At 40.0% G+C, this 24,897-nt stretch carries 32 protein-coding genes, 1 other RNA gene and 1 pseudogene; 11 read left to right on the forward strand and 23 right to left on the reverse strand.

Annotated elements, in window-relative coordinates; translation table 11 throughout:
* Positions 1 to 123: 123 nt before the first annotated feature.
* The 12 genes and pseudogenes from LIT25_16845 to LIT25_16900 all read right to left on the reverse strand — a co-directional run bounded on the left by LIT25_16845 (position 124) and on the right by LIT25_16900 (position 9,007).
* The gene (locus LIT25_16845) at positions 124 to 315 is read right to left on the reverse strand and encodes a hypothetical protein (GenBank protein USK32262.1); all 192 of its coding nucleotides are present in this window, start codon (positions 313 to 315) and stop codon (positions 124 to 126) included.
* A 59-nt stretch (positions 316 to 374) separates the two neighbouring features.
* Complete coding sequence (locus LIT25_16850; protein USK32263.1) at positions 375 to 1,526, reverse strand: class I SAM-dependent RNA methyltransferase; 1,152 nt, start codon at positions 1,524 to 1,526, stop codon at positions 375 to 377.
* A gap of 142 nt (positions 1,527 to 1,668) precedes the next feature.
* An RNA gene (gene rnpB, locus LIT25_16855) (RNase P RNA component class B) lies at positions 1,669 to 2,062 on the reverse strand.
* Positions 2,063 to 2,131: 69 nt separating this feature from the next.
* Positions 2,132 to 2,437 (reverse strand): cell division regulator GpsB, encoded by a 306-nt coding sequence (gene gpsB, locus LIT25_16860; GenBank protein ID USK32264.1) that lies wholly within the window; start codon positions 2,435 to 2,437, stop codon positions 2,132 to 2,134.
* A 76-nt stretch (positions 2,438 to 2,513) separates the two neighbouring features.
* Entirely contained in the window at positions 2,514 to 3,080 is a 567-nt protein-coding gene (locus LIT25_16865; GenBank protein ID USK32265.1) for a DUF1273 domain-containing protein, read from the reverse strand.
* Between the two features lie 66 nt (positions 3,081 to 3,146).
* Positions 3,147 to 3,386, reverse strand: coding sequence for a spore coat protein (locus LIT25_16870; protein USK36317.1), 240 nt, complete (start codon positions 3,384 to 3,386; stop codon positions 3,147 to 3,149).
* Between the two features lie 273 nt (positions 3,387 to 3,659).
* Positions 3,660 to 3,755 (reverse strand): hypothetical protein, encoded by a 96-nt coding sequence (locus LIT25_16875; protein ID USK32266.1) that lies wholly within the window; start codon positions 3,753 to 3,755, stop codon positions 3,660 to 3,662.
* A 154-nt stretch (positions 3,756 to 3,909) separates the two neighbouring features.
* A complete protein-coding gene (locus LIT25_16880) occupies positions 3,910 to 5,154 on the reverse strand; it encodes a ribonuclease H-like domain-containing protein (GenBank protein ID USK32267.1) in 1,245 nt (414 codons plus the stop codon).
* Positions 5,145 to 5,630, reverse strand: a pseudogene (locus tag LIT25_16885) (DUF1998 domain-containing protein). The gene LIT25_16880 and the pseudogene LIT25_16885 overlap by 10 nt, the downstream one beginning before the upstream one ends.
* A gap of 7 nt (positions 5,631 to 5,637) precedes the next feature.
* Positions 5,638 to 6,387: a hypothetical protein gene (locus LIT25_16890; protein USK32268.1), complete on the reverse strand. Its 750-nt coding sequence runs from the start codon at positions 6,385 to 6,387 to the stop codon at positions 5,638 to 5,640.
* A gap of 91 nt (positions 6,388 to 6,478) precedes the next feature.
* On the reverse strand, positions 6,479 to 6,748 hold the full coding sequence (locus LIT25_16895) for a YolD-like family protein (protein ID USK32269.1): 270 nt from the start codon (positions 6,746 to 6,748) through the stop codon (positions 6,479 to 6,481).
* A gap of 12 nt (positions 6,749 to 6,760) precedes the next feature.
* Positions 6,761 to 9,007, reverse strand: coding sequence for a DEAD/DEAH box helicase (locus LIT25_16900; protein ID USK32270.1), 2,247 nt, complete (start codon positions 9,005 to 9,007; stop codon positions 6,761 to 6,763).
* A gap of 198 nt (positions 9,008 to 9,205) precedes the next feature.
* Between LIT25_16900 and LIT25_16905 the strand changes: the two genes are divergently transcribed.
* Positions 9,206 to 9,682, forward strand: coding sequence for a hypothetical protein (locus LIT25_16905; protein ID USK32271.1), 477 nt, complete (start codon positions 9,206 to 9,208; stop codon positions 9,680 to 9,682).
* Positions 9,683 to 9,935: 253 nt separating this feature from the next.
* On the forward strand, positions 9,936 to 10,160 hold the full coding sequence (locus tag LIT25_16910; protein ID USK32272.1) for a hypothetical protein: 225 nt from the start codon (positions 9,936 to 9,938) through the stop codon (positions 10,158 to 10,160).
* 394 nt (positions 10,161 to 10,554) lie between these two features.
* Here LIT25_16910 and LIT25_16915 read toward each other — a convergent pair whose 3' ends face one another.
* Complete coding sequence (locus tag LIT25_16915; protein USK32273.1) at positions 10,555 to 11,055, reverse strand: PTS glucose transporter subunit IIA; 501 nt, start codon at positions 11,053 to 11,055, stop codon at positions 10,555 to 10,557.
* Positions 11,056 to 11,238: 183 nt separating this feature from the next.
* On the opposite strand from LIT25_16915, the gene LIT25_16920 reads away from it, so the two are divergent.
* The 4 genes from LIT25_16920 to LIT25_16935 are packed head-to-tail and all read left to right on the forward strand — an operon-like array spanning position 11,239 to position 12,292.
* Complete coding sequence (locus LIT25_16920; GenBank protein USK32274.1) at positions 11,239 to 11,667, forward strand: Hsp20 family protein; 429 nt, start codon at positions 11,239 to 11,241, stop codon at positions 11,665 to 11,667.
* 51 nt (positions 11,668 to 11,718) lie between these two features.
* Positions 11,719 to 11,877, forward strand: a complete 159-nt coding sequence (locus LIT25_16925; protein USK32275.1) for a hypothetical protein — start codon at positions 11,719 to 11,721, stop codon at positions 11,875 to 11,877.
* A gap of 2 nt (positions 11,878 to 11,879) precedes the next feature.
* A complete protein-coding gene (locus LIT25_16930) occupies positions 11,880 to 12,131 on the forward strand; it encodes a sigma-G-dependent sporulation-specific acid-soluble spore protein CsgA (GenBank protein USK32276.1) in 252 nt (83 codons plus the stop codon).
* Positions 12,132 to 12,142: 11 nt separating this feature from the next.
* The gene (locus LIT25_16935) at positions 12,143 to 12,292 is read left to right on the forward strand and encodes a hypothetical protein (GenBank protein ID USK32277.1); all 150 of its coding nucleotides are present in this window, start codon (positions 12,143 to 12,145) and stop codon (positions 12,290 to 12,292) included.
* A 24-nt stretch (positions 12,293 to 12,316) separates the two neighbouring features.
* On the opposite strand, the gene LIT25_16940 is transcribed toward LIT25_16935, so the two are convergent.
* Both LIT25_16940 and LIT25_16945 read right to left on the reverse strand, forming a co-directional pair.
* Positions 12,317 to 12,625 carry a phage holin family protein gene (locus LIT25_16940; GenBank protein USK32278.1) on the reverse strand — a complete coding sequence of 103 codons (309 nt, stop codon included), beginning with the start codon at positions 12,623 to 12,625 and terminating at the stop codon, positions 12,317 to 12,319.
* 36 nt (positions 12,626 to 12,661) lie between these two features.
* On the reverse strand, positions 12,662 to 13,111 hold the full coding sequence (locus LIT25_16945; GenBank protein USK32279.1) for a YppG family protein: 450 nt from the start codon (positions 13,109 to 13,111) through the stop codon (positions 12,662 to 12,664).
* Between the two features lie 183 nt (positions 13,112 to 13,294).
* On the opposite strand from LIT25_16945, the gene LIT25_16950 reads away from it, so the two are divergent.
* A complete protein-coding gene (locus LIT25_16950; protein ID USK32280.1) occupies positions 13,295 to 13,486 on the forward strand; it encodes a YppF family protein in 192 nt (63 codons plus the stop codon).
* 121 nt (positions 13,487 to 13,607) lie between these two features.
* Complete coding sequence (locus LIT25_16955) at positions 13,608 to 13,784, forward strand: hypothetical protein (GenBank protein USK32281.1); 177 nt, start codon at positions 13,608 to 13,610, stop codon at positions 13,782 to 13,784.
* A gap of 68 nt (positions 13,785 to 13,852) precedes the next feature.
* On the opposite strand, the gene LIT25_16960 is transcribed toward LIT25_16955, so the two are convergent.
* On the reverse strand, positions 13,853 to 14,218 hold the full coding sequence (locus LIT25_16960; GenBank protein ID USK32282.1) for a YppE family protein: 366 nt from the start codon (positions 14,216 to 14,218) through the stop codon (positions 13,853 to 13,855).
* Between the two features lie 67 nt (positions 14,219 to 14,285).
* Positions 14,286 to 14,534 carry a hypothetical protein gene (locus LIT25_16965; GenBank protein USK32283.1) on the reverse strand — a complete coding sequence of 83 codons (249 nt, stop codon included), beginning with the start codon at positions 14,532 to 14,534 and terminating at the stop codon, positions 14,286 to 14,288.
* A 194-nt stretch (positions 14,535 to 14,728) separates the two neighbouring features.
* On the opposite strand from LIT25_16965, the gene LIT25_16970 reads away from it, so the two are divergent.
* On the forward strand, positions 14,729 to 14,830 hold the full coding sequence (locus LIT25_16970; protein USK32284.1) for a spore protein: 102 nt from the start codon (positions 14,729 to 14,731) through the stop codon (positions 14,828 to 14,830).
* A 301-nt stretch (positions 14,831 to 15,131) separates the two neighbouring features.
* On the opposite strand, the gene LIT25_16975 is transcribed toward LIT25_16970, so the two are convergent.
* Positions 15,132 to 16,139, reverse strand: coding sequence for a DUF2515 domain-containing protein (locus tag LIT25_16975; GenBank protein ID USK32285.1), 1,008 nt, complete (start codon positions 16,137 to 16,139; stop codon positions 15,132 to 15,134).
* 137 nt (positions 16,140 to 16,276) lie between these two features.
* Here LIT25_16975 and recU point away from each other — a divergent pair, with 137 nt between their 5' ends.
* Together recU and LIT25_16985 are read left to right on the forward strand one after the other, a co-directional pair.
* Positions 16,277 to 16,873: a Holliday junction resolvase RecU gene (gene recU, locus LIT25_16980; protein ID USK32286.1), complete on the forward strand. Its 597-nt coding sequence runs from the start codon at positions 16,277 to 16,279 to the stop codon at positions 16,871 to 16,873.
* 46 nt (positions 16,874 to 16,919) lie between these two features.
* Positions 16,920 to 19,613, forward strand: coding sequence for a PBP1A family penicillin-binding protein (locus LIT25_16985; protein ID USK32287.1), 2,694 nt, complete (start codon positions 16,920 to 16,922; stop codon positions 19,611 to 19,613).
* Between the two features lie 196 nt (positions 19,614 to 19,809).
* Here LIT25_16985 and LIT25_16990 read toward each other — a convergent pair whose 3' ends face one another.
* The 5 genes from LIT25_16990 to LIT25_17010 form a co-directional block, all read right to left on the reverse strand.
* Positions 19,810 to 20,340, reverse strand: a complete 531-nt coding sequence (locus LIT25_16990) for a hypothetical protein (GenBank protein USK32288.1) — start codon at positions 20,338 to 20,340, stop codon at positions 19,810 to 19,812.
* Positions 20,324 to 20,995: an endonuclease III gene (gene nth / locus LIT25_16995; GenBank protein ID USK32289.1), complete on the reverse strand. Its 672-nt coding sequence runs from the start codon at positions 20,993 to 20,995 to the stop codon at positions 20,324 to 20,326. Before nth ends, LIT25_16990 begins: the two co-directional genes overlap by 17 nt.
* Positions 20,996 to 21,038: 43 nt before the next feature.
* Positions 21,039 to 21,743: a DnaD domain-containing protein gene (locus LIT25_17000; GenBank protein USK32290.1), complete on the reverse strand. Its 705-nt coding sequence runs from the start codon at positions 21,741 to 21,743 to the stop codon at positions 21,039 to 21,041.
* A gap of 556 nt (positions 21,744 to 22,299) precedes the next feature.
* On the reverse strand, positions 22,300 to 23,592 hold the full coding sequence (asnS, locus tag LIT25_17005; GenBank protein ID USK32291.1) for an asparagine--tRNA ligase: 1,293 nt from the start codon (positions 23,590 to 23,592) through the stop codon (positions 22,300 to 22,302).
* Between the two features lie 117 nt (positions 23,593 to 23,709).
* Positions 23,710 to 24,897, reverse strand: coding sequence for a pyridoxal phosphate-dependent aminotransferase (locus LIT25_17010; GenBank protein ID USK32292.1), 1,188 nt, complete (start codon positions 24,895 to 24,897; stop codon positions 23,710 to 23,712).

Raw genomic sequence — 24,897 nt, forward strand, 5'->3', positions numbered from 1 at the left:
TAACGCACTCATAGTCAAGATTTCATGCCTATGGATAAACGCAAGAATAAAAATTGTTTTTTTAGCACATGCTGCCTTTGCGCACTAAAAAAGATAGGCTTTCATCATGAGAAAGCCTATCTCTTAACGCTCATAAAGTGTATCAATCAGTACCTTCTGATCAATAGCAGAGGCGTGGGCAACAGCTTTTAAAAAATCAGCGCGGGCATTATTTAACGATGCATGGGCTGCTGCGTCCTGGCCATTTTCTATGAGCGATAAATAGGAAGACGACAATGCCTTCGATATTAAGTTAAAGTCTTCGTTTACGTGCAAAAAGACCACCCCTTGAAATTTATCAATACTGATTCTAGTGTATTCAAGGGAGGATCAATCTATACCTGTTTCTTATCACGCGGAGGGCGTTTCCCCCAAAATTGATAATAATCTGTTTCGATAAATCCGTTAAAAAGTTTTCGTTTTTTTGTAGCTTGTCTGCCGTAATATTGCTCAAATCCTTTATGAGAAGTCAGCATATAAATCGACCATGTATCATGAGGAGCCAGAGCCCGTCCTAAATCCTTATACATTTGTTCCACTTCTTCTTTTTCGCCCAGACGTTCGCCATACGGCGGATTGCCGACGATGACGCCGTATTCTTTTCTGGTCGTGAAGTCGCTTACCTGCATTTGTTTGAACTGAATAATGCCGCCAAGACCAGCTTCATCCGCATTTTCCTCAGCGATCCGGATCATTCTGTGATCGATGTCATAGCCTGCGATATCAAGAGGAACATCGTAGTTGGCCAGGTCTTCTGCTTCTAGTCTTGCATTGTTCCAGTGCTGCTTATCAATCCAGTTCCATTGTTCGGAAACAAATTCCCGATTAAAACCCGGAGCAATGTTCTGTCCAATTAATGCTGCTTCAATAGGAATCGTGCCTGAACCGCAAAAAAGATCTGCAAATGGCCGGTCCGGCGTCCAGTTCGTCAGCATAACAAGTGCTGCTGCCAATGTTTCTTTTAATGGAGCTCCGCCCTGATCAAGCCTGAAGCCTCTTTTATGAAGTCCTGCACCGCTTGTGTCAATGGTCAGTGTTGCTACATCTTTTAAAAGAGCAATCTCCACTTTATAAAGTGGACCTGATTCCTCATACCAATCAGATGCGATATTATGATGGCTTTTGAGTTTTTCGGCGATTGCTTTTTTCACGATCCTTTGGCAATCAGATACGCTGAACAGCTTTGATTTCACTGATTTTCCTGTGACAGGAAATTCAGCCTGCGCAGGAATGATATCTCCCCAGTTTAATGCTTTTGTTTTTTCAAAAAGCTCGTCAAACGAATAGGCTTTGAATTCTCCTACTTTTAATTTGACACGGTCTGCTGTGCGCAGCCACAAATTCACACGCGGTATGTCTTTAGCTTCTGCCTGAAATGTAACTTTTCCGTTTTCTGTTGTGCACTCATAGCCAAGATCACGCACTTCCTTTGCAACAAGTGCTTCAAGGCCCATTGCTGCTGTAGCAATTAATGTGACTTTTTCCATGAAAATCACCTTCTTTTTTGTAATATATCTGACAGTTATCGCAAACGTCCGTTAGCTTGTTCAACCGAATTTTTATGTAAATGAAAAGCTCTCATCTAAGTGAAGAGAGCCTGTTTCGCATTTATAGTAACCTGTAATAACGTTCTGTAAGCCATGTTTTGTCCCTTTGTACTGCAAACGGCCGGTATCACCTCGTACTCCGGTGGTAATCATCTATCTACAGAAGCGTGTCGCTTCCGGCCTTCTCCTTGTTCAATTCCTAAGAGAAGGTGCCCCTACCTATATTTGGGTTTCTCGCTCGCGGGGTTTACCGCGTTCCACTCTTTCAGTTTCCCGAAAGACTACGTCACTGTGGCACTTTCAAGGTATTAGAGCCATATCCCGGATGGGACTTAGGCTTGTTCCCTGCCGTCAGCCAAAGTCTTGGCTGCCCTAGCTTATGACTTCGCTAGGCACGAACACTACGGGCATCTCAGCACCGTGCGAGCATGGACTTTCCTCTACAGCCCTAAAGACTGCAGCGATTACCTGAACGTTATTATTTTTTAAGAGCAAATATTAGTATAGATAATTTAAGAGAGTAATGCAAGTGTAAATAAATGGAATCAGTCGTAAAGCTTGCTGCCGAAAACGTGTTTCTCTAAGTTAGATAAACGTTTCAGAATATCAAAATTCGTCGTATTTGTTTGTACTGGCTGAGCCTGTTTGCGATTAAAAGAATCTTCAAGCTGCTTTGTCAAACGAAGATTTTCCTGCTGCAGCTCCTCAATTTCCTGATGAAACGTTTCATAATCTTTAATCACAAAGTCCAAAAATTTATCAACGTCTTCCTGCTTATAACCGCGCATACCCTGTTTAAATTCTTTTTCTAAAATTTCTTTAGCCGTTAATTTTATTTTATCAGAAAGCATCTCTTTCACCTCGTCACACTGAAATCATCTTTACATATTTTTTCACATCTTGATTGCAATTGTCAATTTCTCTTCGCTAACTTGACCAAAATCCATCCGATTTACTCTGCTCTTCTTCTACAATCATTTGCAGATCTGAAAAAGAAATTATCATTAATGAATATTCGATAGCTTCAGACTTCTTTTTGACCGTCTCCAGCAAAAATTTTGGAGAACCCTGGTTTTCTTCATCATAAACAAGAAGCAAACCTTGACTCTTTGAAACAAAAAACTCATTTTTTAAGCAAAACTGGTTTGGATTTTCGTATTTTCGTTTTGTAATACTATCAACAAAATCAGCTTGAGACAGAATGAATTCATAATATTCTTTATTGTCTTCATTCCACTTCTCTTCCTGATCCAGAAAAGGTGTAAGCACACCCAGCTTTAATTCATCATACTCTAACTGTAAATCAAAGACAACCTCTGCGGCCCATAGTTCAACACCCAGCTGTCCGCTAATCAATACCCATTCTAATCCGTCTTCAATCAGCGGCCTCAATGATTTTTCTATTGCCTTTTTAATATACAGAATGGCAGGATCATCTTTTTTAAAAATACCCAGCTCAAATGGCTTGTAGCCTGAAACTGTTATTACTTTCATCTATGTATCGTCTCCCTTAAAAAGGAATAGGAGCTGATATCTAGCATCAGCTCCTACTATCCGAGGTTAACGGCCGTAAGGACTAAATGGTGGTCTTGGACCGCCGCCGCAGTTGAATTGTTGATTTGAAGCCTGATTTACCGCAGATTGTGTTTGAGGGAAATAATGTTTATGCTGAAAGTTCTGATGGTTGACTACAGTAGTGTGAGTAGGATGAATGTGCGGAACGACTGTTGTAGAAAATGTGTGCTGAACACAGCATTTTGTCGGATAGACAATCGGCGGACACACTTTAGCAGGTCCCATAGGTCCCATCATGCTTGGTGACACCATGCTTGGAGCTGGCATATTCGGTCCCATCATACTAGGTGAAACCATATTCGGCATATTCGGTCCCATCATACTAGGTGAAACCATGTTTGGCATATTCGGTCCCATTGAACCTGGTGATACCATATTTGGCATATTATTATTTGGCATCATATTTGTTTTTGACTCCTTTCCTTCATTTCTTATCTGTCTTACAGTGATAGTCTATGAAGAAAAGTGTGTACATGTACTGATGCATTAACCTATTTTTTACAAGAAAGCATAGAATGTGTCTTTGAAGTTTGAAAAGATAAAAACTGTTGCAAATAAAACGATGAAAAACAAGTAGAAAATCCCTTTGTACATATTTCGATCACCCCAGGCAGATAGTGTTTACAGTCCTTAATTTTACACACATCTACACCATTCTACAATTACCTATTTTATTCTTTTCAAAATTTCACAATATCGACAAATTCTCTGCGAAAAACCGCTGATTTTGCGCTTCCCCGGGGAATAATCAGCGGCTTTTATTTCCTAATCGCTTCATTCTTTTTAAGAGCGCAAGCTTTTCTTTTTCAGAATCGGTTTTTAATGTTTGATCTTTTGCTTTAATCGTTAAGTAAGCAGATGTCGCATATGACAGTGCTTTTTCATAGTTCTTTTCTTTGTGTTCATAATACTTAGCAAGCTCTACGGCAGCTTTCGCCTTCTGTTTCAAGCTCGTGCACTCTGCAACAGAATGAAATAATGGCAGGGCTTCCTTCAGTTGTTTTTTCCTTTTCAAATGCATGGCCATTTCGAATTTCGCCTCGAATTCTTTAGCCTCACTGCGGTCTGCTACAGATCTGAATGTGTCGAACGCTGTTTCTTGATCTCCTGCAGACAGCAGCCATCTTGCCACTTCATACTGTTCTGTATCCGTTGCTTCGACACCCGGGAACAAGATTCGGTAAGAAAGATGTGTATACAAAGTAATTAAAGAAAGAATATCAATCTCGTTATGAATCATTACACCCTCGATATGATCAGGATCCTGAGACTGAACAAAGGTAAAATAAAGCATAGGAGCTAGATAGCCAGGAACATCATGCTCACGTTCAATACCCAGTATTTCTTTCTCTACTATGCTGAGTTTTACTGATTCCAAGCTTGATTTCCATAACCTTCTCGCGGCATGGAACAGATCAAAGTGGCCGAAAGCGGGAAGTTTTGGCACTTGTTCGCGTACTAGAGTATGCCTTGTTTTCACCTGGGGCCAATCGAACGCTTTACCGTTATAGGTTACGAGAGTCTTTGTATTCACATGGCTTAAAAAGCTTTGATAAAGTGCGACTTCGTTTCCCGGTTTAGGGAGAAAATGCTGCTTGACAACCACCTTGTCATGGAAAACCTGTGCATGCCCAAGCAGAAAGATTGTATTGCCTGCACCTCCCCCGAGTCCCGTCGTTTCTGTATCAAAGAAAAATAATTCAAAAGAATCATGGTCTTTGGACGATAATGGATGCAGGCTGTTTCTTTCATTCCAAAGAGAAACGGCTCTATGAAATTCACCCATTTGATAGAGACCATGTTTATAGTCCAGCGGAAAAGTGCGTTCCCTGACCATGCAATACTCTCCATCAAACCAAAAGGGCTTGGCATCTAGAGCGTTCCACTTTTCAAGGTTGGGAATTTCCTCCGAATGGGCTGTTTGTACAGTTTCTGAACTGCCTTCAAGCGACATATGTGTTTTTAATCGATTTAACTTTCCTTTTAATGACAAGGATTCTCTGCTCCTTTTAACTGAACTAATAATTGAAGGGTATCGTTTTTTTGATGATCAGACCCTTCAAGTCCTGTGCACGATGGGCATCCGGATTCGCATGGACAGCCTGCAATCATCCCCATCGCTTCCTGCAGGAAGATCTCCATTGTTTCAAACACCTTATTTGAAAGCCCCGCCCCGCCCGGATAACGGTCATACAGAAATACGGTCGGCAGATCATTATGAGTCGCTTTCATTTGCGGAATAACACTAATATCGGATGGATCACACATCACGCTTAACGGGACAATATGCTTCAGAGCATGTGCAATTCCCAGCAGCGCTTCCTCAAGCCTGTCTTTTTTAAGCGATTTTGCCAGTTCCTCCGATAAACTGATCCAGGCAGCATTCGTATGCAGCTCTTCTTCCGGCAGATGAATGGGTCCCGAACCGATGTTTTCATGTGTATCGAATTTAATTTTAATGAACATACTTACAAACTCATGAAATAGCACTATTATACCGATTTATCAAAAAGTCTATAAAATTAATTGTTTCTTCTTTTCCTTCTTCGTTAAACACTGTTGCAACTAGGTCTTTGCTTAACGATTTTTCTAAATCCTTTGTTTCAAAGGTAAAAGCCGCGTCTTCTTCCAAGCTTCCAATGTCTTTTATTAATATTTTATTTCCTTCTTCGTTATTAACGATAAACCTAAATTCTAACTGTTCTTTAAAAGAAAGGTCCTTTTTAAAAGGTCCGATTCTTCCCTCTGTGTTTTCCAGGTCTACATATTCTACGAAGTCTAAGGCTTTTACATCAAAGGTACTTGTGAATTTGTTAACAAAAGCACCGGGGTTTGTTATAACTGTACAGTATTCACCGAATTTTTCTAATTCGATCGGAATAAGTCTTTCTATTTTTCCCGCTTTGAAGTCGTTAATTCGTTCTATGCTTATCCAGGTCATGCAATAAATAAAGCTATCCATTATCTCGTTAAGTCTTACATTGATTGCCTTAGAACTGCTTTTTATTTCTTTGCCCTCTACTCTAAATGTAATTTTTCCTTCTTTGTACCTTTCAAAAATACCCTCAAACTTATCTGCCCTTTTTATTTCTTTCTGCAGTTCGTCTTCTTCTAAATCTTTGTAATGACCTAACCGCTGCATGAAAACATTACCTGTCTTTAACAAGGCTTCCATATGCGACTTTTCCCCGAATTTTAATAATAATGCTGCGTGAACAGTTGCCATGTACCCTTTCCCCCTTTACCCAGACTGCACGCCTTACATAGTAATCACTTTTGTAATGGAAAAGAAGTCAATAGTTATTAAGGCGTCCAGTTCATCTATAATTTGTATTTTCTTTTTTTGGGTCGACTTTCTCTACAGTCCCTACCCTGGTATTAAAAAAGCCGTCTTTCCAGCTGCTGATTTCTAAAAGCGTTTTTTCGGTAAGGCTTTCGGCCAGCAGCGTTTCCATTTCTTCTATCTGGTCTTCGCTTAATTGTGGTCTAGGTACTTTTAAGCCCTCTCGTTCCACTTCTTTTAACATTTTTATATGTTCTGGCATAAAGAAGCCCTGCCATTTTTTATTCCCGCGATCTCTTAACAAAGGTATCACCCCTTAAAATTGATTTAGCAGCTGTATACTTCTTGCCTTCGCTTTTATCCCCTCTATTTCGTTACCGATACACGAAGGGCAGCCGTCATTACAAGGGCATTTCTTTATTAGGTTTTTCGCAGCTTCTTTCATTTCGTCGAAGCGCTTATAAACCTCTTCTGCTAAACCTATCCCGCCTGGGTAATGGTCGTAAATGAAAATCGTAGGCAGTCCTGTATGTGCTGCTCTTATTTGTGAAACTACGTGAATATCATTACGATCACACATTACATGTACAGGTACTACATGCTGCAGCACATTGGATATTCCTAGCAGCAGCTGTTCCATTGTTTTTTCGCCTAGCGTCGGGTCGACTTCTTTTATTTCTAACCAGGTAGCGCTGGTATGCAGTTCTTCTTCTGGTAAGTAGATCGGTCCAGACCCTATATTTTCGAACGTTGTTAACTTGATCTTTTTAAAGATTGTAGGTAAAGCATTTACTGTTACATCGCCATAGTTTATTGAAGAAACATTTCTTATATTCGTTTTATCTATTTCTAAAACCTTTAATTGTACAGCCAGATTCGCGTCTGTGTAGTATTCTACGTCTACTTCCCTTACGTACGCTTTTTTATGGTCCCAGTCCAGTTTCTCTACCTGGTATTGTACGCCTTCGTGTAAATAAATCGCTTCGTCATGTAAAAGTGTCATAGCACTAAAACGGTCCATTTCCCCTATGATTTTTACGTTAGCTGTTTCCGATTGATCTATTATTACGACGTTTTCCTGTGAAGCCGATCTTAAGCTGATATTTCCAGCTGGAAAAGACTGATTAGCCCAGTAAAACTTTTTACCGTTTTGATACAAGACCCTTTCTTCTACCAGGTATTCTAATATGTCTTCAAGTTCTAAAGGTCCGAATTCTTCCCCTTCATTAAACGGCAGTTCGTAAGCTGCACATTTTAAATGATCTACTAAAATGATTAAGTTTTCTGGGTTAATCCTGGCTGACTCTGGGGACCGATCGAAAAAGTATTCCGGGTTTTGAACGATATACTGATCTATTGGGGCAGAACTAGCGACCATAAGTATAAGTGCTTCGCCATGCCTACGCCCAGCCCGTCCTGCCTGCTGCCATGTACTAGCAACGCTGCCAGGGTAGCCTGTCATAACGCAGACCTGCAGCTGTCCAATGTCTACGCCTAATTCTAAAGCGTTTGTACTTACTACCCCAAGTATTTCCCCTTCCCTTAAGCCTCTTTCTATTTCTCTGCGCTGCTTGGGAAGGTATCCGCCCCGATAACCTCTTATTGATTTCGTGCCGATCTTATCCTTAACCAGTTCCTGTATATGACTTAAAATGATTTCGACCCGTACCCGACTTCGAGCGAATACGATCGTCTGTATTTTGTTCTTTAAAAATTCCTTCGCTAGATTGTTTACTTCTACTGTAGCGCTTTTTCGAATGTTTAAAGGTTTATTTACGATCGACGGGTTATAAAAAACAAAGTGCTTTCTTCCCCTGGGCGCCCCGTTATCATCTACCAGGCGCATAGGGTTTCCAGTAAGCTGTTCGGCTAACTCTTTCGGGTTCGCGATCGTCGCAGACGTACAGATAAAGATCGGATTACTTCCGTAAAATTTACAGATTCTTTTTAGCCTTCTTATTACATTCGCTACATGACTGCCGAAGACCCCGCGGTATGTATGCAGTTCATCAATAACGACGTATTTTAGATTCTCGAATAAGCTTACCCATTTCGTATGATGGGGAAGAATGGCCGAATGTAACATATCAGGGTTTGTAATAACGATATGCCCAGCCTTACGTACGACCTGCCGAATAGTCGGGGAAGTATCTCCGTCGTAGGTATAGCTTTTAATATCTATCCCCATTTCTTCTATGATCTCGTTTAATTCGCTTTTCTGGTCTTGTGCCAGGGCTTTAGTTGGAAAAATGTAAAGTGCGCGGTTCGCGTCATTTTTTGCAATGGATTGAAGGACAGGAAGGTTATAGCAAAGTGTTTTACCCGAAGCGGTAGGGGTTACAGCTACAATGTTTTCACCTTTTTGTAAGGTTTCGTAGGCTGTGTACTGATGGCTGTAAAGTTCCCCGATTCCTCTTTTTTTCAGCGCAGCTTTAATTCTTTCGTCTACGCTTGCAGGTATGGGCTTCGTTTTTGCTTCCTGGGGTTCGATTTCGTGCCAGTTAATTATATTTTCATTGGTTCTTAATTCTTCTATCAAATCTGAAAGTGATTTTTTCTTCATTCGCTCCACCTCTTTATGAATTTTAGTTTAGCGAATATTTGTTTGCATTTCCAGTTAAAAAATTTAACAAAAGCTGGGTGCCTAAGATGTAACAAAATACAAATAAAAACGCTGTTTTCGTAAGAATTGTTACTATCTTGACCATACTGATAAAAGGTTGACTTTCAACTAGTAAATTGGATTTAAAGGAGGGTTAACATGAAAGATGAATTAAGTATAAATATCTATTTAGGTGAAACTGATACTCCGTTTTCAAAATATTATAGCTCAGATGATGTTCACCTAAGCTCTGACCTTGAAGATTTTATTTTGTCAAAGCTACACAGTGGCAAAAGAAAAGAAGTAGAAATATTTTTTTCAGGTCAGAATGATTTTGACGAAAAGTCATTGAAGACTGCCACATTTAACACTTTTTCTAACCTTTTGAACGAAGAGGAATATACATATGCTAGAAATGTCAAAAAGGCTATTGTTTTGTTTGTGATTGGTATTATTGTTGGGGTGATATTCTTGAAGCTTTCAAGCAATCATGCCTATATTGCAGGAGTATTAAGCATTGTGTGTTGGGTTTTTGTCTGGTCAGGTACAGAGGTTTATTTTTTTGAAAATCAGCAAATTAAACGAAATATTAGAAAATGCAAGAATATTCTAAATGGTAATGTGCATAAAAAATAGAATTTTAGTAAATATTTATATTTTTTCGGATTCTTTCTTGTGCATTTATTTGGGTTACTGTTTGGAATATAAAAAAGCCCAGACCGAAGTCTGGGTAAAAGAGGAAAAAGTAAGACCTGGCAGGGGTTCGCCCCGTCTGCCAGGTCTTTATTTTTGGCTCTTTTCTAAAAGATTGTTGCTATTAGAAAAATAAATTGTATAATATTGGTAATAACTGATACGTCTGTTAATATCCTAATTAGGAGGTGTTTAGATGAAATTAAAGAGCTTCATAGTTACCTTTGGTTCCTTTGTATTGACGACAGGAATGCTTTACCTGGTTGGTCATATGTTTACTATTCCTTGGTTAATGTTCCATCACGAATATACAGTGAACGGAAACGGCTACTTCATTTCAGCTGGTTCGTTGGTTCCACTAATTATCGGTCTGATTGTATGCTTTTTTGCAGAAAAGATTTATATTTACAAGTTCCGATAAAAGCTTGGTTGATAATGCCAAGTTTTTTAAATTCTTAATTTGCACGCCAAACCTTCTGAAAAACGTGTTTCACGAACCTCTCCAATGAAATTGGAAATATCAGCTTTTGGTTCAGGATTTCTGCTAATGACTGCTTTCTTCTCATTCGCCTCACCTCTTCATTCATTTTAACAGAATAAACGTTCGTTTTTAAGTGGAACAACCCATAATTAATTATTGGAAATTTTGGTGAGGTTTTTTGAGAAATAGGAGCTGTCTGAGGTTTGGGGAGCGGTTGCCTAAGAATGAATTCCATGACTTTTATTATGTATTCCGTTCAATTGTGAACCAATGAAATCCATTCTGTTACTCTGCCAATAAAAAAAGCAGGCAGCTGCCCGCTTTATGCATTTCGTTATTTAACTTTTATTTCAAACACTTTATCCGAGCCGCCTTTAACCTCGCCTAATGGAGATTTTTGCACATTTACTATAATATCGCCGTTTGTGATGATGATTGGTGTTATGGTGCTCGCTGCTTTTTCTTTAATTAAATTCAGATCAAACGTAATTAATTTATCTCCAGGTTTTACTTTATCGCCCTCTTTCACAAAAGCTTCAAAGCCTTCCCCGTTCATCGCAACCGTTTCAAGTCCGATATGAAGCAAAATTTCCATGCCAGTCAGGCTTTTAATTCCAATCGCATGTTTTGTGTGAAAAAGCTGAATGATTTCTCCTTCAACCGGAGATACAAGGATACCTTCAGAAGGTTCAATTGCCATCCCGTCACCCATCATTTTTTGAGAAAAGACCGGATCCGGTACATCTTCAAGGTTAAGTAATCTTCCTGTTAGAGGTGCGTAAACCGTTTCTTCTGTTTGCTTTTCAGTCTTTTTTCCAAATAATTTTTTCAGCATGTTCATTCTCCTTTTCTGCTTTCGTTTCTATTATTAGAAATATCCTGTACCCCTGAATTTAAACGCTTCCCTAAGCCCGTCCCCATCTTAATCCTCATTATTTAATCACAAAAAGCTTGAATCAAGCAACCAATTCACTGCTTCTTGCATAATTTAGCCTAAAAGAACGGGGAGAGCATAAAAATGAATAAGAAAAAACAAAATCCTTTTTATGAGCTCGCAGGACATTTTTTTGGCGACAGCTCTTTTGAACATCATTTAATTGAATTTGAAAAAATGTTTCAGAAAAAGGCGAACGCATCCTATCTGAAAATTTCTCAGTACGAAGAAAACGGCCATTATTTTGTTAAAGCGGAGCTTCCGGGAATAAAAAAGGATCAAACCCGCATTGAACTGTATGAATGCTATTTAACCATCACCATCACCCATCAGGAAGAAATCAACATCCATCACACAGGAGGTTCGAGCGTTTCCCAGACATGCGAGCACATCTCTAAAACAGTATTATTGCCTTTTGCCCCCGATAAAAATCAATTATACACAACTTATAAAAACAGCTGTCTGCTGATTTCAATACCTATTGGAGAATCTTATCCCCCATCCAAAAATTAACACTATAATTATGCCTCACCTATAAGAAACTATAGGCAGGAGGTGCAATACATGAAAAATGAACATACAAAAAGAATAAGCGCAGAACCTTCAGATTCCCCAAAGCTTGTGATTAAGACAAATCTGGACTCTTCAACCTCTGCTGAAGAGAATCCCTATTTTACCGGCAGCGATAAGGAAAAAGTGAAAAAGTACTTTGAGGACCGTTGAAGATGGATAAATCATTAAGCTATTTGCGCGAGGTACTTTCCAATTATCTGGATGATCATGAAGTAAGCAGGCATTTATATCAAAAGCTGACTCAACAAGACTATGATGACGAAAAACATTTTGCCCGTGAATTATCTGAAAAAGAACAGTCTTTTTTAAATAAGATGCTGCCTCATGAGATTAAGCACGCAATGGGTGAACAGGATTATGTGCGTGTTGATCAGCTCAATGAAGTTTATGAAGAACTGCTGTAGAGGTGCTAAAAATGAATGAGTCTGGATTTTCAAATACAAAGCAATACAGCAATACTGATATTGAAAAAGTGAAACAGCTGAATGCACAGTCAGGCCTGTCTTATCAGGAGGTAAAACGGCTTCTGGCTCTTAAATATGCATCAGATCACAAAGATTCATAACAAAACAAAAACGCGTGCTGATTTTCACGCGTTTTTGTTTTGTTCATCATTTCTTTCGACCACTGATTGTTTATATGCCTGATGAGTTGTAATTGCTGCACCTGCAGCAATAAATCCATTTGCAATGCTGCTTACGGAAAAACCAAGTGTAAAAATGCTTGCGATGATGCCCGCGCCCAGCAAAATCCAGATAATCATCCAATCTTGAACATTAGGAGTCCTTTTTAAGGCATATCCTAAAATCATCAAAGCTGGTACAACAATAACTAGTTGAGGATGAACACTGATTTGATCAAACACGTTTGAAAGTGCGCCTGTCACCAATTTGAACACCTCTTTTCACTTCTTCCTTCATGCATGAAATCCTTTTTATACCTTAAACATTGATGTAACACCTTTTACGAGGGAACTCATCTGGTTCACAGCACCCATCATCTGCCCCGCAGTATCCATCACCTTATTGAAGTCCATTTGTCCGTCCGGTTTTTTAAATTGGGACATAACAGTTGAAATTCCTCCTGCCTGATTTTTAGGATTTGGCACAGGCTTCGGATAAGGATTGGCATACATGGCTTGCGGGATAGTCTGCGGCTGCTGCGCTGGAAATCCTTGAGCTTGATAGCCATTCATATAAGGCGGCATTTGACCTTGCTGAAAGTATCCTGGATTTTGCTGCATTTGTTGATAATTATGTTGAACCTGAGGTAAATATGTCGGGCTTTCAAATGGCGGATATCCTTCGTATGGATAGTAATAGCTAATTCTTGCTTCTCTTTTCCTTCTGCGGTTTTTAAATGAATTTGCTTCGGCTGAATACATGATTCATACCCCTTTCAGATACATTAGGCTATTTCATAGGTATGCAGAAAAAAGAGCGTCCGTGCTTGTACTTCAAAACGAAAAAATATGTCAACTCTTGTCGGAAGTTTAAATTTTACAAAAAATTAATATAAAAAAATGACATGTTACGATATTAGAAAGGGGAATGGGAGGAGATACAAGATGAATTTGCAAAGCATAAAAACAGCATTTTTTGAAGCGAAGCAATTTGAACCAAAAAGCATGATCGAGCTCCTGAATTTTATTAAAACCAAGTACATCAAAGAGGAATTATCCATCAGCGAGTACCGAACCGCCGTCATGCTGCTTGAAACGTCTGAAACATCTAATCCCGGACAGGAAGTAAAAATATAGCCATTATTTTCTTAAACAGAGAGGCGATTCCTTCTCTGTTTTTTCTTTTAAAATACATAATCCTGCTGAATGAAACCATATTATGAAGGACTCTTAAATCAAATACTTGGAGGTTTTCAATATGGGAAGAGGCAAAGATTTCAATCATAAGAAAAAAGGGCAGGATATAACGATTTCAAAAAAAGGACAGCCCGTCGCTGCAAAACATTCTAAAGATGTCGAATATGCAATTGAACCTGTTGCAAGTGAAGGAAACCGTGCTGTCACCTTTCAGGAAGCTCGTGAAATTGATGAATAGATCGGTTAGGCCGGCTCAAGTTTAGCCGGTTTATTGCTTTTTGATAACAAAAAAAAGCTCCTCTTCAATTAGGAGCTCTTCATCTGAATGTGTGCAATTACTTGCTCAATCACATAGTCTATGGACTGTTTCATGTTTTTGAATCGAATTGGTTTTGACTCCTTATAAAAAGACTGCAGCACAAGCTGTTCGAAATTTTCTACTGTAGAGTCAATTTGAGCTGGAAATAAATATTTTGGTCTTGCCGTGATCCTCCATGTCAAGACATCTTCTTTCCACTCATTCATAATAGCCATCGCCTCTTCAAACGCAGGCTTTACTTCATTAAAGAAATCAACCTCATCCTTTTTTTTTGCATCATTTTCAAATCGGCTGACACATTCGCCTGTTATATGAAGGAGCTTATTTGAGTTTTTCAGAATTTTGGTATTCATGCTCTGACACCGCCTCTCTGGGGTATCTTACCAAACATGAACAGGAAATTCCATCATCTGCTGGGCATTAGTAACTTAATCGATATCTCGGCTGAACTCTGGAGTTCGTGTCCTCCCTTGTCCCATCATCATTCAAGAACTGGCTTGCTTCGGTTAAATGCAAAACAGCGCCTTCCATGTTCTTATATAGTTCTTCTTCACTCTGGCATATCGTTTCTGTTACTCTTTTTTGTATGGCAAGTTCTAATTTCGTCATCTCTTCATCTAATTCCATCAATAACTTTTCAACAACCATCTTAGGTATGAGGTGCTCCACGCTGACTCCTCCTTTCAATCTACAGGTACTATTCGAGAAGCTTTACCTTCCTCCCTTCAAGGGTGACAAAACTAGTTCGTATTCGGCAAAGAAAGAAGAAAATATTGGATAAAGCTTAATTTTCGACATCCTCTAATGCGACATTCTGCATGAAATCAATCTGCGTGCAAACAATATTGATAGGAGGTGGCATCATGGCAAAAGAAACGAAAAAGAAACAGCAAAAACAATCTCAGGCACCATCAAAAAATGACCTGGATAAAAAGCTTGGAGGGCCAAACCGTCCTTCGACATAGAAAAGCGGAATCGCCCGTTTAGCTCAGGCATGACAGATAAGGATCAGCCAGTAAAGGCGCTTTTTGCCTTTGCTGGATGAGCCGTTCTGGCCGAGGAGTTGGGCGATGGAGCTGGACATAGAAAAGCGGAATCGCCCGTTTAGCTCCGACAGACAGATAAGAATTCACACGAAAAGTCCGGGTTTGAATTTCCTGAGGGAATTTGTTCTGGCCGAGGGGCTGGGAGGTAAAGCTGGACAATGTATAACAGCGGAACTGACTGTCTAACTAAACTTGCTTAAGAAAAGAAAGCAAGGATCGATTAATCCTTACTTCTTTTTCCTTTATTGTGCATGTATTCTTTTAACAAAGAAAATGCATGCATCTGATTTTGCTTGTTTATTAGCCACTCTGTCATGTCGAATTCTTTTGGTGACGGCAGAGGTCCGTACCATTTTTTCATTGACTGGCCATGAAACCAATTTCTTTCTTTTACGTCTAATTGGTGGGAGATCACCGGATAGGATGTTCTTAAATAGGGTGTTTCTCTTTTTCTTCCATCATTTAAGTATTTTTCATAATCATATCTGGACCCTGTATGGACTGTCCGTTCTGAATAGTCCATAAACCCCTGATAATAATCCGGGTGAAAAAGCAGCCACGATAAAGACCTCCCGAGTTTGATGCGGCTTTTCAGTTTTTTAAAATCATAAACAGAAAAACCGAATAATCTGCCTTCTATAGTAGGGAAAACGACTGTGCTAAAATGAAAGAAGTCCTGAAATAAAAAAAGAGGTGCATGAAAGACCTTTCTCTTAAAAATAGCTTTTTCAATAATCGGCTTCTGAATTAAATGCTGTTCGTTAATAATCAGCGAGGTCATTAAATGTTCTATGTTTTTTTTTCTCCAAAACATCTGCCATTCTCTTTTCATAAACGGAGAAACATGGAATTCATCAAGCAAGTGAAAAAGAGGATGACCTTTTTGTTTTGAAATCTCATACAGCATGAGCTGGGGATATGCATCGGAGAAAATAAGCCAGTTTGCATCCTCATAAGTCAGAAACAATGCTTTTATCATTTTTTTATTTATCATTTTTTGAAACCAAGTACCTTTTAAATCCGTCATACAGTAGCCGGCATTTCGTGATACCATGCTTGCTAGAAATGCCCATCTTATTTCAGGATTCCTTTTATAATAGCTGTGGTAGCTTTCAGTTCTCGAAATGTTGTCGTAATTTTTTTTTAATGTCGTATTCTTTATTAGTGCTATAATATTATTTTCCTCCATTGTTCTTTGATTCGATGGCAAATCTTTATCGCTGTGCATACGATCACCTCACTTCTTATAGACTCTCCTGATTGAGGCTGAAGTACACATAGCGTTAACAAAATCGAAACTTTTTCACCATGTCTTTTTCATTTTTTTTGATATGATAGTAGTAGTTTTACCTGAGGAGGGAAGAAATGATTTTTCGTTATCCTAACGGAAAAACGTATAACCCGGGAACTGCTCCGCCTAAACAGCGCCAGCCGAAAGAAACATACAGCAACAGAGGGATGACGCTTGAGGAAGATTTGAATGAGACAAACCGTTATTATTTAGACAGAGGCATCGCTGTCATCCATAAAAAGCCTACCCCTGTTCAAATAGTAAATGTTGATTTCCCTAATCGGAGTGCCGCTGTCATCCGCGAAGCTTATTTCAAACAGTCATCTACAACGGACTACAACGGTGTTTATAAGGGAAAGTATATTGATTTTGAAGCTAAAGAAACCAGGAGCTCCACTTCTTTTCCGCTTCAAAACTTCCATGAACATCAGATCAGGCATATGAAAATGGTGCTTGATCAGGGGGGATTATCTTTTGTCATTCTCTCTGCCTTCCAAACATTTTATCTGATGGAAGCAGCCATCCTTCTTGAATTTTGGGAGAGAAAAGAAAACGGCGGAAGAAAATCAATCACAAAAAAAGAAATTGAATTAACATCCCACCCCATTCCGCTTGGCTATCAGCCCAGAATTGATTATATTAAAGTATTGGAAAAACTATATTTTCTCTAATCCTTTAGCGAAGCGGATTTTGTAAAATGAAAGGTTGGAAAAAGTAATGTCAGATCAATATAATAGCCGTGAAGAACGCAGAAAAGCGTTAGCACAAACAAGTAAAAGCAAAAACAATAAACCGAATAAACCAGAACGGGGCTCTCTCTTTAAACGCATCATGTTCATTTTAGTTTCCATCTGCCTGATCGGCATGATCGCAGGCGGTGTTACTTTTGCAGTGATTGCTGCAGGGGCTCCGAAGCTTGATGAGAAAAAATTAAAGGATTCCTACTCTTCAACAATCTATGATAAAGAAGGGAATGAAATTTCAGAAGTAGGAGCCCAAAAACGCACCTATATTTCTTATAATGATATTCCCAAAAAATTAGAAGAAGCTGTACTTGCGACTGAGGACGCCCGTTTTTACGAGCATAGCGGTGTGGATGTCATCCGTCTCGGCGGTGCTGTTGTAGCCAACATTACACAGGGTTTCGGCTCACAGGGCGGAAGTACCATCACTCAGCAGGTTATTAAAAATTCCTTTTTCACACATGAGAAAACCATTAAAAGAAAAATACAGGAGCTATGGCTCGCTATTCAATTAGAGCAAAAGTATTCTAAGCATGAGATTCTCGAAATGTATTTAAACAAAATCTATTACCACCCTCAATACTACGGTGTAGGGAAAGCTGCAGAAGGATTTTACGGAAAAGAATTAAAGGATCTTGAACTTCATGAAGCAGCGATGCTTGCAGGCATTCCGCAAAGCCCGACGAATTTTGATCCTAGAAAAAATCCTGAAGCAGCAGAAAAAAGACGAAATATCGTCCTTAACTTAATGGTGAAGCAAGGGTTCGTTACAGAACAAGAAGCAGAAGAAGCTAAGAAAGTGCCTGTGCAGTCAACGCTCGTTCCAGAGAAGGAAAAATCGAATCCTTACAGCGCGTATGTGGAACAAGTTATTGAAGAAGTGAAAGATAAAACGGATATTGATGTAAGTTCAGCGGGTGCAAAAATCTATACAACGATTGATACAGATGCTCAAAAATATGTAGAAGAATTGCTCAATGGCAGTGAAATCAGCTATCCAGATGACAACTTCCAGGCCGGTGTTACCCTCATTGATACTGAAACCGGCGAAATCCGCGCAATTGGCGGAGGCCGGAACCAGAATGTCGGAGACTTTAACTATGCGATTGACACAAGAAGACAACCAGGTTCAACTATTAAGCCAGTGCTTGATTATGGTCCTGCAATCGAATACTTAAAATGGTCAACGTACGAACAAATTAAGGACGAACCTTATTCTTACTCAAATGGAGTCAAAATCAATAACTTTGACAGAAGCTTTAAAGGACAAATGTCCATACGTGATGCACTTGCAGAGTCCCGTAATATTCCTGCTCTTAAAGCCATGCAGGCGGTAGGACCGGATAAAGCACGTGACTTTGCAGCAGGACTTGGCATCCCGCTGGAAGAGGAAATACCGGAAGCTTATTCGATAGGCGGATTTGATACTGGTGTCTCCCCTCTTCATATGGCAGGAGCCTTTGCTGCATTCGGAAATAACGGTATTTACACAGAGCCTCACGCAGTAACAAAAGTTGTTTTAAGCGACGGCACAGAAATAGATCTGTCTCCTGAGCCGGAAACTGCCATGAGCGATTATACAGCTTACATGACAACTGATATGATGATCTCTGTTGTAGAAGAAGGTACAGGTACAGCTGCCCGGGTACCTGGTGTTACTGTGGCAGGAAAAACAGGAACAACGAACTTTTCTGAAGAAGACAAACAAAAATACAACGTACCTTCCGGCGGAGCGAAAGACAGCTGGTTTGTTGGATTTACACCAGAATATTCAGCAGCAGTATGGACTGGATATATGAAAAACGATGAAAAAATGCACTTAACGAAAACAGATCAGCAGGTTGCAAAAAAAATCTTTAAAGAAGTAATTTCAGAGGTTTCAAGCGGTGAAGAAAAAGACTTCAAAAAACCGAATTCCGTCGTTAAAGTAACGGTTGAAAATGGTTCTAACCCGCCGAAGTTAGCAAGCAAATATACTCCTGACAGCAAAAAAATCAGCGAGTACTTTGTAAAAGGAACAGAACCTACAAAGGTGTCAGAGCATTATAAACGTCTTGCTAAACCATCCGGCTTCAAAGTGGATTATGATCAAACAAGCAATCAAATTACACTCAGCTGGGACTATAAAGATGAATTAAGAGACGCTGTATCATTTGAAATCAGCCAATCTGTGGACGATAGTCCTTCACAAGTAATCAATAAAACAAAAGATACAAGTATGGTTATCCCTAATGCTGTTCCAGGTTCGACTTATAAGTTCCAGGTAACGGCAGTAAGCGATGATGACAACTCTAACCGCAGTGATTCTGCTGCTGCTGTTTTACAGATTCCTGAAGCTATCATAGAAGAGCCTGTTGAACCAGAGGAGCCTGAAGAAGAACCAGGTGAAGGTGAAGGTGAAGGTGAAGGTGAACTGCCTCCTGGTGAGGAGCTTCCTGGTGAAGAATTGCCTGGCGAAGGTGAACTGCCTCCTGGCGAAGGTGAACTGCCCCCTGGCGAAGGTGAACTGCCTCCTGGCGAAGGAGATGCTGGCGGCGGTGAGGACGAAGGACAGCCTGGTGAAGGTGAAACACCTCAAGAACCAAGCACCCCGATCGTTCCAGTTCCTCCAACAAATCCTCCTGGCAACGGGAATGGTAATGGTGATCCAAACGGCGACAACGGATAATACTTTGAACCCCTCTGCTTAGGCAGAGGGGATTTTTGTCTGGTGCGTTTTATTGACAATTTTCTGTTGAGAAAAAATGATTGGTTTCCGCTAATAAATAGTTCTTTTCGAAAATAATAAAAATATCACTAATTATGTTGATTACATTCCTTTCCAAAAAAAATAAAAACGCAAGAATCAATGATGATTCTTGCGTTTATTTTTCCCTGCTTCTCATTGCCCTATTTTTATAATACTGCTTAAGCATTTCTTCAATAAGCTGATTGAGCTGAACAAAAGAATGATACTGTTCCGGTTTTAATAGGACATACATCAGTCTTTCAGACGCATTTATTGGCTTCACCGAAAAAGCTGAGAAATCATCAGATTTTATATCAAGATCATTTACGGGGCTTTCATTGCTCCAATGAATCAGGCAGATCAGGATTGAGATCCCCTTGATCATCTCCGCTTTATCGGCTTTTCTTGCATTTGAAAGGATCCTGCTTTTGATTGACTCCTGAATTGAATGCCATTCATCTATTAGGACGGGAATACTTAATTCAGGGTTTTTCCATGGATAAAAATCAATGGGCACATTTGCTTTAAAACAAATATCAAAATAAAAAGGATTGCATTTTATGATTTCTTCCACCGCAGGCGAAGAATTTAAAGGAATAGCGTGTTCATCCCTGCAAAAAAACGGCTCATACATAAAGGCCTCTGGCAAATTAATCAATCGCGGCATTCCGCACCGTTCCCTTTTTCATTCTTTTTTGCCCTTCACGGCACATGTGAAGCAACGGACATTCCGTGCATTTAGGAGCCTGTGCTTTACAGTGGTATCTTCCAAAAAAGATGAGTCGATGATGAGTAAGCGACCATTCTTCTTGCGGCACTTTCCGCATAAGTGTTTTTTCTACTTCCAGCACGGAATCTTTCCATTTGCATATAGCAAGTCTCTTGCTGACTCTTTCTACATGCGTATCAACGGCAATAGCAGGGACTCCAAATGCGACTGAAACAACGACATTTGCTGTTTTGCGGCCTACACCGGGAAGCTTTGTCAGCTCGTCTCTGTCTTTTGGCACCACTCCCCCATATTCTTCTAAAAGGAGTGTGCAGAGTTTTTGTATGTTTTTAGCTTTGTTGCGGTATAAACCAATGGATCTGATATCATTTTGGAGCTCTTCAATGGGTACAGATAAATAATCCTCAGGCGTTTTGTATTTTTCAAAAAGCTGTTTCGTCACTTTATTGACCAGGACATCTGTACATTGTGCAGAAAGAGCCACCGCGATGACAAGTTCAAAAGGATTGCTATGATTCAGTTCACAATGTGCATCAGGAAACAGCTCCCCCATTGTATCAAGAGCTTCTCTGATTTGTTTCTTATTCAGCATGAGATCACCTGTTTAATTATTGTTTGAATACATTCCTTGAATTTTAACTTTCCAGCCAATTATAAAACGGCACTTTTCGTTTGTATTCTTCATCAGATTGATTTTGCTTCTGAGGCTGGGATTGATGCTGACGGAATCGTTTGCCGTAATTTCTTGCCTGATCGATTGTCCGGATCCCATTTTTCTTCCACTCAAATAGAATTCTGTCAATATACCTGAAATTAAGTTTACCCGATATGACCGCCTCTTTTAAAGCTGCTTTTATGATAATCGGATCATGATAATCCTGATCCATCCAGATCGAAAGTGTCTCAACTTCAAAAGGTGAAAGAGGTCTTCCAAATTCACTTTCAAATACAGGATACAAATTTACGTTTTCCTGCTGCTGCTTTTCTTCTGTTTTTTTCTCATCTTTCATCAGCAAAAATTCATATATTTTTCCCCATAGAGGTTTCAGAGAGTACCGTTCGTATTTGATGGAAGCTTGCTCATACTCCTCGATGTCTAAAAATCCTCTTTGCAGCAAGCTTCTGAGAAGGGATGTACATGAAGATACAGATATGGACATGTGACTTGATAATTCACTTGGGGTAGGAAACTGATTTCCATTTTGAAGATGGAGATTTACTTGTAAAAGCAAAACGAGCTCCTCTTCTTTCATTCCAAATTGATGATAATGCATAATTAATGCTGCAGGAACAGATAAAGACCCCTGCTCTTGCATGTTTACAAAATGTTCCTTATTCATAACGAGTCACCTCACCTAAAATAGTATAACATGTCTCAGCAGAAAAACGGTGATGGACTTTCATTCCAATTCGAAAAGCGGAGCCGACTGTTCAGCCCCGACAGACAGATAAGAATTCACCCGAAAAGTCCGGGTTTGACTTTTTGGGGGAATTTGTTCTGGCCGAGGGGTTAGGAGGTGGAGCTAGACATCACGAAAAGCGAAGCCGACTGTTCAGCCCCGACAGACAGATAAGAATTCACCCGAAAAGTCCGGGTTTGACTTTTTGGGGGAATTTGTTCTGGCCGAGGGGTTAGGAGGTGGAGCTAGACATCACGAAAAGCGGAGCCGACTGTTCAGCCCCGACAGACAGATAAGAATTCACCCGAAAAGTCCGGGTTTGACTTTTTGGGGGAATTTGTTCTGGCCGAGGGGTTAGGAGGCGGAGCTAGACATCACGAAAAGACGAAGCCGACTGTTCAGCACTTAAGTATATAAAAATATGGCAATTTAAACCTGTCACCGCGAGTCTATAAACAAAATGTGAGCCTCCTATCAAGGAGACTCACATTTATTATTAAGGATATAATCTGTTAAGCAAACGAGGGAATGGAATGGATTCGCGGACGTGTTCTACGCCGCTGATCCATGCAACTGTGCGCTCAAGGCCAAGACCGAATCCTGAATGCGGAACAGATCCAAATTCACGCAGCTGCAGGTACCACTGATAAGCTTCTGGTGATAGATCGTGCTCCACAATGCGCTGCTTTAATAGTTCATGATCATGGATACGCTGTGATCCGCCGATGATCTCTCCGTATCCTTCTGGTGCAATTAAGTCTGCGCAAAGCACGACATCGTCGCGGTCTGCAGCAGGCTGCATGTAGAAAGGTTTAATGGCAGTAGGGTAATGAGTTATAAATACCGGCTTGTCAAAGCTTTCTGCGATAGCTGTTTCGTGCGGTGCACCAAAATCATCGCCCCATTTAATGTCATCAAATCCTTTTTCATTTAAGAATTTGATTGCATCGTCGTATGAAATTCGAGGGAATGGCGCTTTGATTTGTTCGAGTTTAGCAGTATCACGTCCAAGGGTTGTCAGTTCAAGCCTGCAGTTTTCAAGAACGCTTTGCACGATATAAGACACATAGTTCTCCTGTACAACCAGGTTGTCTTCGAATTCATAGAAGGCCATCTCAGGCTCGATCATCCAAAATTCAATCAAATGGCGTCTAGTTTTTGATTTTTCAGCACGGAACGTCGGTCCGAATGAAAAGACCTTTCCAAGTGCCATTGCAGCTGCTTCCATGTAAAGTTGACCGCTTTGTGATAGATATGCATCTTCATCGAAATATTTAGTTGCAAAAAGCTCTGATGTTCCTTCAGGTGCGCTGCCTGTTAAGATAGGCGGATCTACTTTTGAGAATCCTTCTTTATTGAAGAACTCATAAGTCGCACGGATGATTTCATTTCTGATCTTCATCACAGCATGCTGACGCTTAGAGCGCAGCCATAAATGGCGATGGTCCATTAAAAATTCTGTGCCATGTTCTTTTGGCGTAATTGGATAGTTCACAGACTCGTGAATCACTTCTATGCCCGTTACCCCTAGCTCGTATCCGAATGGTGAACGCTCGTCCACTCTGACAATACCTGTTACATAGATAGAAGACTCCTGAGTAATTGATTTTGCTGTCTGGAATACTTCTTCATCTACTTCTGCTTTTACGACTACGCCCTGGATGAAGCCCGTGCCGTCACGCAATTGCAAAAAGGCAATTTTGCCGCTTGAACGTTTATTCGCAATCCAGGCGCCAATTGTGACTTCTTTATCTACAAATTTGCTTACTTCTTTGATTGTTGTTTTCACGAAATTGTTCCCTCCAAAAACCGGATCATAAATATATGTATATAGTTGCTATTATACATTTGTTGCATGCTTCGTTCAAACATAAATGTGAGCCGTCAAATGACGGCTCATCTTTTATCAATGAACACTGTTTTCTTTTACAAATCGATCAATTCTGACTAAAGCTTCTTCTAGTGTATGAAGAGAAGTTGCATATGAAAGCCTTACATTGTCAGGTGCTCCAAAACCGGATCCAGGGACAATCGCCACTTTTTCTTTTTCAAGCAATGCTTCTACAAAGTCATCTACCTTTGCAAAGCCGGTATTTTCTGCCGCAAGCTTGGCATTAGGGAAAAGATAAAAAGCTCCCTGAGGCTTTAAGCATGTAATTCCAGGAATCGAAACAAGCTTATCATAAATAATGTTCAGGCGTTCTTCAAATGCTTTTCTCATCTCTTCCACCGGTTCCTGTGAACCTGCATATGCAGCAATCGATGCATATTGAGCAATTGAAGTCGGATTCGATGTGCTGTGGCTTGCAAGGTTTGTCATTGCTTTAATGATTTGCTCATTTCCGGCGGCGTACCCTATTCTCCATCCAGTCATCGAATGCGATTTTGAAACACCGTTAATGATGATTGTCTGCTGCTTTAATTCCTCAGAAATCTCGGCAATGGATACATGAGCATTTTCGTCATAAATTAATTTTTCATAAATTTCATCTGAAACAATCAGCACATTATGCTGAAGGCAGATGCTTCCCAGCACTTCAAGCTCTTCTTTTGAATAAAGCATTCCTGTTGGATTGCTCGGAGAGTTAATGATGACAGCCTTCGTTTTATCCGTAATTGCATCTTTAAGCTGATCCGGAGTCATTTTAAACTGATTCTCTTCGAGCGCGTTAACATATACAGGCACACCATCTGCAAGCTTGACTTGTTCAGGATAGCTTACCCAATAAGGAGCAGGAATGATTACTTCATCCCCTTTATTGAGAAGAACTTGAAAAAGTGTGTAGAGAGCATGCTTTGCACCTGTGCAGACGATAATTTCACCCGGTTCATACGTAAGATGCTGGTCCTTCTGAAACTTGCCGATAATTTCTTTTTTCAGCTCTGCAAGTCCGCCTGCAGGTGTATATTTTGTCTGCCCTGCATTCATTGAATGAACAGCTGCATCAATTATATGCTGTGGGGTATTAAAATCAGGCTCCCCAGCTCCAAGTCCAATCACATCATGACCGGCGGCTTTAAGCTCTTTTGCTTTTGCTGTAATTGCTAAAGTGGATGAAGGTGTTAATGCAGATACTCTATCGGCTAATTTCAT

Source organism: Bacillus sp. F19 (assembly GCA_023823795.1).
GTDB lineage: Bacteria > Bacillota > Bacilli > Bacillales > Bacillaceae > Bacillus_P.